Source organism: Archangium violaceum Cb vi76 (genome assembly GCF_000733295.1).
Taxonomy (GTDB): Bacteria; Myxococcota; Myxococcia; order Myxococcales; family Myxococcaceae; genus Archangium; species Archangium violaceum.
Genome location: NZ_JPMI01000072.1, coordinates 1 through 11747, shown reverse-complemented (window position 1 = coordinate 11747; position 11747 = coordinate 1). Strand labels below are relative to the sequence as shown.

At 69.1% G+C, this 11747-nt stretch carries 8 protein-coding genes; 3 read left to right on the top strand and 5 right to left on the bottom strand.

Annotated features, from left to right (window positions below):
• Window positions 1-184: 184 nt before the first annotated feature.
• Together Q664_RS11085 and Q664_RS11080 are read left to right on the top strand one after the other, a co-directional pair.
• Window positions 185-1930, top strand: coding sequence for an FHA domain-containing protein (locus Q664_RS11085; protein ID WP_235216651.1), 1746 nt, complete (start codon window positions 185-187; stop codon window positions 1928-1930).
• 87 nt (window positions 1931-2017) lie between these two features.
• Entirely contained in the window at window positions 2018-2611 is a 594-nt protein-coding gene (locus Q664_RS11080; protein WP_043393326.1) for a response regulator, read from the top strand.
• Window positions 2612-2632: 21 nt separating this feature from the next.
• On the opposite strand, the gene Q664_RS11075 is transcribed toward Q664_RS11080, so the two are convergent.
• The 3 genes from Q664_RS11075 to Q664_RS11065 all read right to left on the bottom strand — a co-directional run bounded on the left by Q664_RS11075 (window position 2633) and on the right by Q664_RS11065 (window position 5045).
• Complete coding sequence (locus Q664_RS11075; RefSeq protein WP_043393324.1) at window positions 2633-3406, bottom strand: enoyl-CoA hydratase/isomerase family protein; 774 nt, start codon at window positions 3404-3406, stop codon at window positions 2633-2635.
• A gap of 13 nt (window positions 3407-3419) precedes the next feature.
• A complete protein-coding gene (locus Q664_RS11070; protein WP_043393321.1) occupies window positions 3420-3632 on the bottom strand; it encodes a biotin/lipoyl-binding carrier protein in 213 nt (70 codons plus the stop codon).
• Between the two features lie 63 nt (window positions 3633-3695).
• Window positions 3696-5045 carry an acetyl-CoA carboxylase biotin carboxylase subunit gene (locus Q664_RS11065; protein ID WP_043393406.1) on the bottom strand — a complete coding sequence of 450 codons (1350 nt, stop codon included), beginning with the start codon at window positions 5043-5045 and terminating at the stop codon, window positions 3696-3698.
• Window positions 5046-5169: 124 nt separating this feature from the next.
• Between Q664_RS11065 and Q664_RS11060 the strand changes: the two genes are divergently transcribed.
• Window positions 5170-5547, top strand: coding sequence for a hypothetical protein (locus Q664_RS11060; protein WP_235216650.1), 378 nt, complete (start codon window positions 5170-5172; stop codon window positions 5545-5547).
• Between the two features lie 7 nt (window positions 5548-5554).
• Here Q664_RS11060 and ftsZ read toward each other — a convergent pair whose 3' ends face one another.
• Together ftsZ and Q664_RS56255 are read right to left on the bottom strand one after the other, a co-directional pair.
• Window positions 5555-6769, bottom strand: coding sequence for a cell division protein FtsZ (gene ftsZ, locus Q664_RS11055; protein ID WP_043393316.1), 1215 nt, complete (start codon window positions 6767-6769; stop codon window positions 5555-5557).
• A 237-nt stretch (window positions 6770-7006) separates the two neighbouring features.
• Window positions 7007-11747: tandem-95 repeat protein (locus tag Q664_RS56255; protein ID WP_043393313.1), on the bottom strand; the 4741-nt coding region annotated here is incomplete at its 5' end.

The window sequence follows — 11747 nt, the reverse complement described above, 5'->3', positions numbered from 1 at the left end:
CGGCCATCTGTCCGATAGACAACCGACCCACCGAGGCCCCTTCCTGCGGGAAAAGCCCTGTCGTTTGGGGCGGATGCCCTCCTTGAGCTATCCGGGGGCATTCTGCTATAGCTGTAAGGGGACCCGACCCGTGCTGAAGCTCATCATCGAAGACGACGAGGGGCGAAAGACCGTAGTCCCCTTCATGCGCGACGAAATTACGATCGGCCGCCAGGAGGGGAATACGATCCGCCTGACGGAGCGAAACGTATCTCGCCGCCACGCACGCTTGGTGCGCCAGAACGGGCACGTGCTGGTGGAAGATCTGGGTAGCTATAACGGGGTGCGCATCAACGGCGAGCGCATCCAGGGGCAGACCCAGGTCGCCGACGGGGACCTCATCCAGATCGGCGACTACGATCTGGCGCTCCAGAAGGAGGCCGCCGCGCAGGCCCAGCCGCCGGCTCCGCCTCCCTCCCAGGTGGGTGCGCCCACCATCCGGATGCCCTCCTCGGCCCTCCAGGCCGCCCTGGACGAAGCCCAGAGCAGGGCCAAGACGGAGCTGGACGTCCCGGCCCACGAGGAAGAGGAGGAAGAAGAGCAGGAGCAGGAAGAGGACGACGCTCCCACGCCTCCCTCGGCCGAGCAGCGCCGCCACTCCACCGCGGTGATCCGCATGGATCAGGTGGAGATGAACCGGCCGCGCAAGGTCGCGGCGGTGGACGCCGAAGAGGCCCCGCACCTGCTGGTGGTGAGCGCCGAGCTCAAGGGCCAGGAGTTCGCCTGCATCCGCACGGAGATGCGGATCGGCCGCACCGACGACAACGACATCACCATCGACCACCGCTCGCTGTCGCGCACGCACGCGAAGCTCGTCCGCGAGGACACCGGCGAGTGGCGCATCATCGACATGCAGTCGGCCAACGGCATGGCCGTCAACGGCGAGAGCTACGCGCAGGCCCCGCTCGCGCACGGTGACCTCATCGAGCTGGGCCACGTGAAGCTGCGCTTCATCGGCCCCGGCCAGAGCGCCGAGGGACTCACGCACGAGGGCACCGCCGGCCAGGGCTCGAAGAAGGGGCTCGTGCTGGCCCTCGTGGGCGTGCTGGTGCTCGGCGCGGTGGGCGGTGGACTCTGGTTCGTGTTCGGCCAGCAGCCGTCCACCCCCGTGACCCCGCCCCCGCCAGCCGTCGTGGACACGCGGACGCCCGAGCCGAAGCAGCCGGCCACCCCGCAGCCGCAGAACCCGGCCCCGGAGCCCACCGAGCCCGCTGCTCCCGACTTCACGGAGCAGCTCAAGAGCGCCCGGGCCTCCATCGACGCGCGGGACTTCGACACGGCGGTGAAGACGCTCGAGTCCATCCAGGACGCCGACGGCCAGCGCCCCACCGAGGCCCAGGAGCTGCTCAATCAGGCCAAGGCGGAGCAGGAGTCCAAGCAGAACCTCGACCGGGCCCAGAAGGCGTTCGACGAGGGCCGCCACCAGGAGGCCCTGCCCTTCCTGGAGGCCGCCGAGGGCACGCTCGCCTTCGCCGAGGAGCACGCCGCCCTGAAGGAGAAGGTGGACGCCGCCATCGAGGCCGCCAAGGCCGGCACCAACGGCAAGACGCCCGTGGCCGGCACCAAGCCGACGCCGCGCCCCACCCCTCAGGGCCCCAGCACGGAGCAGCAGGCCAAGCAGCTCTTCGACGACGGCTACATGCTGTTGCGCAAGGCCCAGCTGCCCGAGGCCGAGTCCGTCCTCCGCAAGTGCGTCAGTGTCGATCCCACCTATGCCCAGTGCTACCTCGCGCTCGGGACGGTGATGGCCCGGCGCAACCGCCCGGACGAAGGCGCTCAGTACTACCGCGAGTTCCTACGGCTCGCGCCCAATCACGAGATGGCTCCCAACGTCAGGAAGCTCGTCGCTGACTACGACAAGAGTCAGAAACAACCGGGAGGCGGCAAGTAGGCCGACGGCTCCCGCGTACACCGCGCCCCCGCGGCGTGTGCGGAGTCCCGGCCTGCGGGCTTCCCCCCTCACACGAGGAGAAGGTTCGTGCAGATTCGTATCCTGGTGGTCGATGATGAGCAGGACAACTGCGACTACCTCAAGCTCGTCCTGATGCGCGAGGGCTATGACGTCGTCACCACGACGGACCCCACGAAGACGGTGGAGATCCTCCGCAGCGCCGACTTCCACCTCGTCATCCTGGACATGATGATGCCGGTGATGTCCGGCACCGAGGTGCTGGAGCACATCCGCAAGCACGACACGGACGTCGCCGTCATCGTGGCCACCGCCTACCCGACGGTGGACACGGCCGTGGCCTCGCTGAAGAACCAGGCCAGCGACTACGTGAAGAAGCCCATGGAGCCGGACCAGTTCCTCGGCGCCGTGCGCAACGCGCTGGCCAAGAAGGGCCTGTCGCAGGATCCCGAGGCGGACCTGCACCGCGCCATCGGTCGCACCATCCGCGACGCGCGCAAGACGCAGGACCTCACGCTCAAGCAGCTCGCGCGCCGCACCGGCCTGTCCGTGTCGCTGCTCTCGCAGATCGAGCGCGCCGAGTCCTCGGCCTCCATCTCGTCGCTCTACAAGATCGCCTCCGCGCTCCAGCTGCGCATGGGCGAGCTCTTCGGCGACACCTGAGCCCCGGCGGGCGGGCCCGCCTCACTGGCCGCGGAACCGGGGCGTGCGTTTCTCCAGGAACGCCGCCTTGCCCTCCCGGGCATCCTCGCTGGCGAAGGCGCGGGCCCGCACCTCCCGCAGGTGCGCCCGCTCCTCGTCGGACAGGGCCGCCCGCGTGAGCAGACGGAACGTCTCCTTCATCCCCGACACCGCCAGCGGTGCCTGGCCGGCGAGCGTCCGGCACAGCTCCAGCGCCCGGACCTCGGCCTCGGCCGCCGGGAGGCACTCGTCCAACAGGCCCCAGGCCAGCGCGTCCTTCGCGTCCAGCCGGCGGCCGGTGAGGAAGAGGTTCTTGGCACGCGCCACGCCCACCAGCCGGGCCGCGCGCATCAGTCCGTCCGGCGAGTAGACGATGCCCAGCCGGGCCGGAGGCATGCTGAAGAGCGCGTCCTCCGCGCCCACCCGGAAGTCACACGAGGCCGACAGATCGAAGCCCGCCCCGAAGGCAGGCCCCCGCACCAGCGCGACGCTGGGCAGCGGCAGGGCTTCCAGCCTCGCCAGGCACGCCATCAGCGCATCGTCCGGAAGGCGGTCCTCCGTGGGCGCCGCCAGCAGGTTCAGGTCATAGCCCGAGCAGAAGGCACCGCCCTCGCCCTGGATGAGGACGGCGCGCACCTTGCCGGGAGCCGAGGCCAGCGCCTCGTCCAGGCGGGCCACCTGGCTGTCATCGAGCGCGTTGCGCCGCGCCGGGTTGGACAACGTGAGGACGCGGACACCGTCGTCCCGGTCCTCCACATGCAGGGCGGACGGCTGCACCGCGTGCGTCCCGCTACTCGAGCACCACGAGGACGTCGCCCTCGTTGACCGGCTGCGACTCCTTGCAGCGGATCTCCTTCACGGTGCCGTCCTCGGTCGTCTCCACGGGCATCTCCATCTTCATGGACTCGAGGATGACGAGCGTCTCGCCCGCGGAGACCTTCTGACCGACCTTCACCTCGATCTTCCACACCGTCCCGGTGATGTGCGCCGCCACGTCCGCCATCGCTGTGTCCTCCGCAAGGTGCTGCGTGTGATCTGCGTGCCGCGAGATGAGCGGCCCGTCCGCCTACGGCTTCGCGTGGTGCTCCAGGAAGCGCGTGTTCAGGTCTCCCGCGCGGAAGACCGGCTCCTGCAGGATGCGCAGGTGCAGGGGGATGTTCGTCTTGATGCCCTCGACGCGGAAGTTCCGCAGCGCCGCGATGGAGCGCTCGATGGCCTCGGCGCGCGTGGCGCCCGAGACGATGAGCTTGGCGATCATGGGATCGTAGTTCGGCGTAACGGTGTTGCCCTCGGCGTAGCCCGAGTCCAGGCGCACGCCCTCGCCCGTGGGCGCCTGGTACACCTTGAGCGGGCCCGGCGAGGGGAAGAACTTCACGGGGTCCTCCGCGTAGATGCGGAACTCGAGCGCCGCCCCGCGCCGCTTCACGTCCTCCTGCTTCACGGTGAGCTTCTCGCCCGCGGCGATGCGCAGCTGCCAGGCGATGAGATCCAACCCCGTGGTCAGCTCCGTCACCGGGTGCTCCACCTGGAGCCGGGCGTTCATCTCGATGAAGTAGATGCCGCCGTCCGAGTAGAGGAACTCCACCGTGCCCGCGTTGGCGTAGCCGAAGGCCTTGGCCGCGGCGATGGCCGCCGTGAAGAGCTTCTGGGACAGCTCCGCGTTGCGCCCGTCCGCGAACAGCGGCGAGGGAGCCTCCTCCACCACCTTCTGGTGGCGGCGCTGGATGGAGCACTCGCGCTCCAGGCAGTGGATGAGATTCCCGTGGTGGTCACCGAGAATCTGCACCTCGATGTGACGCGGCGCCGGGAAGTAGCGCTCGATGTAGACGCCCTCGCGGCCGAAGGCGGCCTTCGCGCGGTCCGTGCACTGACGGAAGACCTTCTCCAGCTCGGCCGGGTTGTTGGCCGCGGCCATGCCGATGCCCCCCCCACCACCGGCGGCCTTGCAGAGCACCGGGTAGCCGATGCTCTCGGCGGCGGCCAGCGCGGACGGCACGTCCGGGAGCACGTCCTCGGTGCCGGGCACCACGGGCACACCCGCGGCGGCCACCAGCTTGCGCGCCTGGCTCTTGTCCTTCATCCGCAGCATGGCCTCGGGCGGCGGACCCACGAAGGTGATGCCGGCGGCCTTGCACGCGGTGGCGAACTCGGCGTTCTCCGACACGAAGCCATAGCCCGGGTGCACCGCGTCGGCGCCCGTGGACTTCGCCGCTTCCAGGATGGCCGCGATGTTCAGGTAGCTGTCCTTGGCGGGAGCGGGCCCCAGGCGCACCGCCTCGTCCGCCTCGCGGACGAACGGCAGGTCCGCGTCCGCGTCCGAGTACACGGCCACGGTGGCAATCCCCATCCCCTTCGCCACGGCGTTGATCCGACGGGAGATCTCACCCCGGTTCGCGATGAGCAGCTTCTTGAACATGGCCCGCATCCCCTCCACTAGAGGCGCGCGAACCTAAACCTCGCCCCGCGACGTGACAAGGAGACAACGCGCCGCCAGCCGGGAAGTTGCGGGCATGTAGGTAAATGGCGTAGCGTCCTTGCCCGTGAAGCCCTCCACGACAGGAACAGTGGTGGATCTCCAGGGCGCTCGCCACGAGCGGCGGCTGGAGATGTACCGGGCGCGAGTCACCGAGCGCCTTCGCACCAACAGAACGGCCGTCGAGACCCTCTACCAGGGCGGCACGCTCTTCTCGCCCCAGGGCACCCGGGCGGGACGGGCGCTGCTCCGGGCCCATCAGCTGCTACAGCGGGCCAGCTCCCTGCTGGAGCAACTGTCCGGCGACGGACTGGTTCCCGCCCCGCGGCTGCCCGAGCGTATCGACGAGCTCTACCGCGAGGTGGACACGCTGCTGTCTCGCAGCGACGCGCTCTCCGGGCGCAACCACCGGGCGGCGAGCGTGGCCCGCCTCCCGGGGCGCTAGCCCACCTCTACGGCATCTCCGTCTGGCCCTGGCGGCGCAGGAACGTGGGGATGTCGAACTGATCCTCGTCCAGCGGCAGCGCCGCGTCCTTCACCACCGCGGTGCGGTTGGAGAGCGTGCGGCTGTCCACGGCGGGCAGGGAGCGGGAACCAGCCTTGGCGGGCACCAGGCTGGCCACCTCCTCGCGCGCCACGTTCAGCGACACGGGCGAGGGCCGGGTAACAAGGGGCACCTGCACCACCTGAGCCGGCTGACGCACCTTCGCATCGCGCGACACGAAGCCCGTGGCGATGATGGTGATCTTCACCTCGTCGCTGATGTTGTCGTCGATGAGCGAGCCGAAGATGATCTCCGCGTCCGGGTCCGCCGCGTCGTGCACCAGCGTGAGGGCCTCGTTGACCTCCTGGAGGGTCATGTCGCGGCCGCCGGTGATGTTGATGAGCAGGCCGGTGGCGCCGTCGATGGAGATGTCCTCGAGCAGCGGGCTGGAGATGGCCTGCTGCATGGCGTTGAGCGCGCGCTTGTCGCCGGAGGAGTTACCGGTGCCCATGAGCGCCAGGCCCTTGTCGCTCATGATGGTCTTCACGTCGGCGAAGTCCACGTTGATGTAGCCGTGGTACTGGATGAGGTCCGAGATGCCCTGGACGGCGTTGAGGAGCACCTCGTCGGCGCGCTTGAAGGTCTCCAGCAGCGGCATGGGCGCGTTGCTGAGCGTGAGCAGGCGCTGGTTGGGGATGGTGATGAGGGTGTCCACCGCGGCCTTGAGCTCCACCAGGCCCTGCTCCGCCTGCTTGCGGCGCTTGTTGCCCTCGAAGAGGAACGGCTTGGTGACCACGCCCACCGTGAGGCAGCCCAGGCTCTTGGCGATGTCCGCGATGATGGGCGCGGCGCCCGTGCCGGTACCACCGCCCATGCCGGCGGTGACGAACACCATGTCCGCGCCCTCGAGCATGGCGGCGATCTGGTCGCGCGACTCGAGCGCGGCCTCGCGGCCCATCTCCGGGTTGGCGCCAGCGCCCAGGCCCTTGGTCAGGGTCTGACCGATCTGCAGCCGGACCGGCGCCTTGTTCGCCGCGAGCGCCTGCACATCGGTATTCGCGGCAATGAAGTCGACCCGCTCAAGCTTCGCCATGATCATCGTGTTGACGGCGTTACAGCCGGCGCCACCCACGCCGACGACACGAATCTTTGCGGCCTGCTTGTTCTGGTCGAACTGGTCCATGTGGTTCCTTCTTTCGGCGCAGGTCGCACGTGCCCGCGCGCGCCCCTGCAACCGACATCTTCAGCAAGTCGCGCTCTTTGGCAAGTTCTCAGCTACGAACATGTAGCGCTACGTCGCAGTACCAAGTCGTCACAGGCACTTACGCGGAAGCCCCACCGCGCTTCAGTGTGGCGCGGTGGGTGCATCACGCCTCTTGACTCGCGCGATGAGGTCTCATCACTGGACCTTCTCCTGGACTCAAGGAGCCTCGCGCTCCACCTCGATGCCCTTCATCTCGAGGATGGTGAACTCCACCCGGCGGTTGTTCTCCCGGCCCTTCGCCGTGGCGTTGGTGTCCACCGGCTTCGCCTCGCCGAAGCCCACCGAGTCCAGCCGGTCCGGAGAGATCCCCTCCTGCTCGATGAGGCGCTTGCGCACGTTGGCCGCGCGGCGGCGGGACAGGTCCAGGTTCTTCACGTCCGAGCCCTGGTTGTCCGTGTGACCCTCCACGCGCACCAGCTCGATCTGCGGGTTGGCGCGCAGCACCGCCGCCACCTGCTTCAGCAGCGGGAAGGACTTCGACAGGATGATGTCCTTGCTGGTGGCGAAGTAGACCTTGTCCAGGATGACGATCTTGTCGCCCTCGACGAGTACCTTCACCTTGCCCTTGTCCGGGCAACCATCCTCGTCCTTCACCCCGTTGATGACCTCGGGCTCGAGCGGGCACTTGTCGGCCGCGTCCGCGATGCCGTCCTTGTCGTTGTCCGGATCCGGGCAGCCGTCCCCGTCCTCGAAGCCGTCCTTGTCCTCGGCGGCCTGAGGGCAGCGGTCCTCCGGATCCATCAGGCCGTCCCCGTCCGTGTCCACCGGAGGCGGCGGAGGCAGCGTGTCCGGGCAACCGTCCCCATCCTCGAAGCCGTTCTTCGTCTCCGGCTCGTTCGGGCAGCGGTCCGCCGTGTCCGCGAAACCGTCCTGGTCGTTGTCCGGGTCCGCGCAGCCGTCCTCATCCTGGAAGCCGTCCTTGTCCTCCGGGCCCAGCGCGCAGACCGGCGCCGGAGCGGCCTTCACGGGAGCCGGCTCGGAACGAACCGTGGAAACCGGCTCGGGCACCGGCTCGGGACGCGGCTGCGCACGCGCTCCGGCCGTCCACATGATCCCCGCGAAGACGCGGTAGGTCGGCGTGCCATATCCGTGGGTGAGACCGGGGCCACCACCCACGTGGGCCGCGAGCGTGTCCGTCACGCGGTACTTCAGCGCGGCGAGCACCTCCAGCGGCCGCTCCTCGACCTCGGTCTCCCGCAGCCCCAACGCGCCCACCAGCGTGGCCTCGGCGGACAGCCGGTGCTTGCCCAGGGAGAACGGCACCTCGGCGCCGAGCCCGTAGACGAGCTCGTTGCCCAGGTCGAGGTTGTAGACGGTCTCCTCGCGCCGGAGGTTGAGGCCCACGTTGGCCAGCACGCGCACCTTGCCGTTGTCCCACTCGCCGAGCAGCTTCGGCTGCACGGCCACCCCGCTGCCGCCGCGAAACTCCGTGCCTCCCGCGGTGGGAAGGATGACCGGGACCAACAGGCCCAGGTGCAGCCCCCCGTCCGTGGACAGCAGGCGCACCTTGGGAACCAGGCGCAGGTCGCCCACACCCGTTCCCGTCACGCCCCCGGAGAAGAGCGGCGCGACCACCGGGTCCTTCTCCGAGCTCTGGAGCGTCACGGGGAGCGCCACGCCCAGCTCGAAGCGATCGAACAGGGAGATGGAGCCCATCAGGTCCGCCGTGAACTGGTTCTCCACCAACTGGTAGACGAAGTCGTCCGAGCGCGGGTCATAGAAGCCGAGCGGATCCTTCGCGTAGTTCAGCGACAGCCCCAGGTTCCACCCCAGGTGGCGCTCCACTCGCGCGCTGGAGACACCCAGCACGTCCTTCGCACCAGGGCCCGGCTTGTACTGCTGCACGTCGATGGACTGGGACGTGCCCGGGAACCGCTGGGCCGCCGCCGGAGCCGCCGCGAGGACGGCCAGCAGCACCAGCATTCCGGCCGCGGCGCTCACGTGCGCGCGAGCGGCCTCCCGGCGGCGCCTCAGCAGCGGCAGACCGAGCAGCATCATCGCCAGCGGCACGCCCAGACCATTGCCCGAGGCGCCGCAACCGTGGCCCGCGAGAATGTAGTCATCCGTGCCGTCCAGCGGGTTGCTGCCACCCTGCGCCTCGATACCGTCACTCGCCCCACCCTTGTCGGTGTCGGCGTCGTTCGGGTTGGTCTCGTTGCCCTCCGGGTTGAAGGCACCGTTGTGGTCACGGTCCTCGGCACCGTCGGTGAGCCCGTCGCCATCCGTGTCCGCCTCGAGCGGGTTGGTGGGGTTCTGGCCCTTCACCTCGACACCATCGGAGAGCGCGTCACCATCCGTATCCGCCTTGTTCGGATCCGTCTCGGCCGCGTCGACACGGCCATCGTGGTCGGCGTCCTCGGTGCCATCGTCGAGGCCGTCACCATCCGTGTCCGCCTTGCGCGGGTCGGTGGTGGTGGACGGGTCGTCGTCCGCGCGGAAATTGGGCGAGGAGGTGTTGGTCCCCGCCGGCACCGTGGCGAGCGTCACGCCCCGCTCGGTCCCATCGAGCAGACCGTCGTTGTCGCTGTCCGCGTCGAGCGCGTCCACGAGACCGTCCTGGTCGGTGTCGGTGAGACCATCGAGCCCGTCCGGCACGCCGTCGTCGTCACTGTCGCTGTCGAACGGATCGAGCCCGAGCTCCAGCTCCCTCTCGTTGTCCACGCCGTCACCATCCGCATCCGAGTCATCCGCGGGGTTGCGCGGGTCCAGCTCGCGCTCATCGACACGGCCGTTGTGGTTGCGATCCTCGATGCCGTCGAACACACCTCCACCGTCCGTGTCCTTGTCGAGCGGATCCGTGGTGGTGCTCGGATCCTGGTCCGGAGTGAAGCGCGAGGGATCCGTGTCATCACCCTGCGCCTCCGTCAGACCCAGCTCGAGACCATCCGAGAGCCCGTCACCATCCGTGTCGGCCTCGAGCGGATTCGTCTCGCCAGCGTCCACGATGCCGTCATGATCGGCATCCTCGTTGCCGTCGAGCAGACCGTCATCATCCGAGTCGTCGTCGAGCGGATCGGTGCCCGCCGTCTTCGCCTCGATGCCGTCCGTCAGGCCGTCACCGTCCGTATCCGGGTTGTTCGGATCCGTGCCCAGCACGAGCTCCTCCGCGTCGGTCAGACCATCGCCATCCGCATCCGGAGGCAGCACGGTCACGGTCACGTCCACCGTGGTCGAGCCCCCCATGCCGTCCGACACCGTGTACGTGAAGGTCACGGTGCCCACGAAGCCATCGGCCGGCGTGAACTCCACCGCCGAGCCATCCGAGGAGATCGCCACCGTGCCTCCACTGGCCGGCGAGGACACGGCGGTGACGGTGAGCGTCTCGCCGCTGTCCGGAGCGCTCGAGTCATTGGCGAGCACGGGCAGCACGAGGGTCCCGCGCCCGGCATTCACCGTGAACACGTCCGCGTTCCCCGTCGGCGCGTCGTTGACCGGGTTGACGGACACCGTGACGGTGGCCGTGGCCGTGCCGCCATTGCCATCCGACACCGTGTACGTGAACGAGTCCGAGCCGTTGTAGTTCGCGTTCGGCTGGTAGCTCACCACTCCACCCGTCAACGTCACCGTGCCATGAGCCGGCGAAGTGACGGAGATGACGGTGAGCGTCTCGCCCACGTCCGGCGCGCTCGAGTCATTGGCCAGCACGTCCACCACGGTGGCCCCGCTGTCCTCATCCACCACCAGGTCGTCACCGTTCGCCGTGGGCAGGTCGTTCACCGGCGTCACGGTGAGGTCCACCGTGGCACTGGCAGACTTCGCCCCGCCACTGCCGGTGTTCCCCTGGTCATCCACGGTGAGCACGAGGCTGGCCGCACCGTTGTACGAGGCCGTGGGCTGGAAGCGCAGACCCTCCAGCGCGCGCCGCACGTCGTCGAGCGCACCGGTGAAGGTCACCGCCGCGTCGTCCGAGCCGTCACCCGTCGAGAAGCTCAGCCCGCTGGGGCTCGCCAACCAGAGCGTGCCATGGGACACCGAGAGCGTCACACGCAGCGACCCGGCGCCCACGTCCTCATCGGACACCGAGAAGGCATTGCCTCCAGCCGCGGAGAACACGAGGGAGCCATCCTCCGGCAACGTCTGCGGTCCCGGCGCGCCCACCACCGGCGCGTCGTTGACGGCCCCGATGGTGATGCTGACCGTGTCGGTATCTTCCAGCGGACCACCAGCGCCCGCGTTGCCCTGGTCATTGGACGTCAGCGTGATGGAGCCCGAACCCGAGAAGCCCGCGTCCGGCGTGAAGGTGAGATCCACCAGGGCCGCGTTGATGTCCGCGAGCGTGCCCGAGAACGACATCTCCGTGTCCGCCGTCCCGTCCCCGGAAAGGAACGTCAGGCCCGTGGTGCCACTGAGCGTGAGAGTGCCCGCCGTGGCCTCGAGGGTGACGCGCAGCTCGCCCGTCACCGCATCCACATCCGACACCGCCATGGCCCTCAGCGAGGAGAAGACCAGCGCCGTGTCCTCGGACGTCGTCTGCGGACCGGCGACCAGGTTCACGGGCGCGTCGTTCACCGCCGTCACCGTGACATCCACCGTCGCCGTGGCCGTACCGCCCCGGCCATCCGACACCGTGTACGTGAAGCTCGTGGTGCCGGTGAAATCCGGATCCGGCTTGAACCGGACCCGCTCCGCCGTGAACAGCACCGAGCCGTTCGCCGGAGTGGACACCGCCGTCACCGTCAGCGTCTCGCCCGTGTCCGGATCGCTCGAGTCATTGAACAGGACCTCGATGGAGGTGTAGCCGCTGTCCTCCGCCACCGTGAGGCTGTCGTTGGCCGCGGTGGGCGGGTTGTTGGTGTCGATCACCGTCACCGTGACGGTGCCCGTGGCCGTGCCGCCGTTGCCGTCCGACACCGTGTACGTGAAGCTCGTGGTGCCCAGGAAGCCGGAGTCCGGCGTG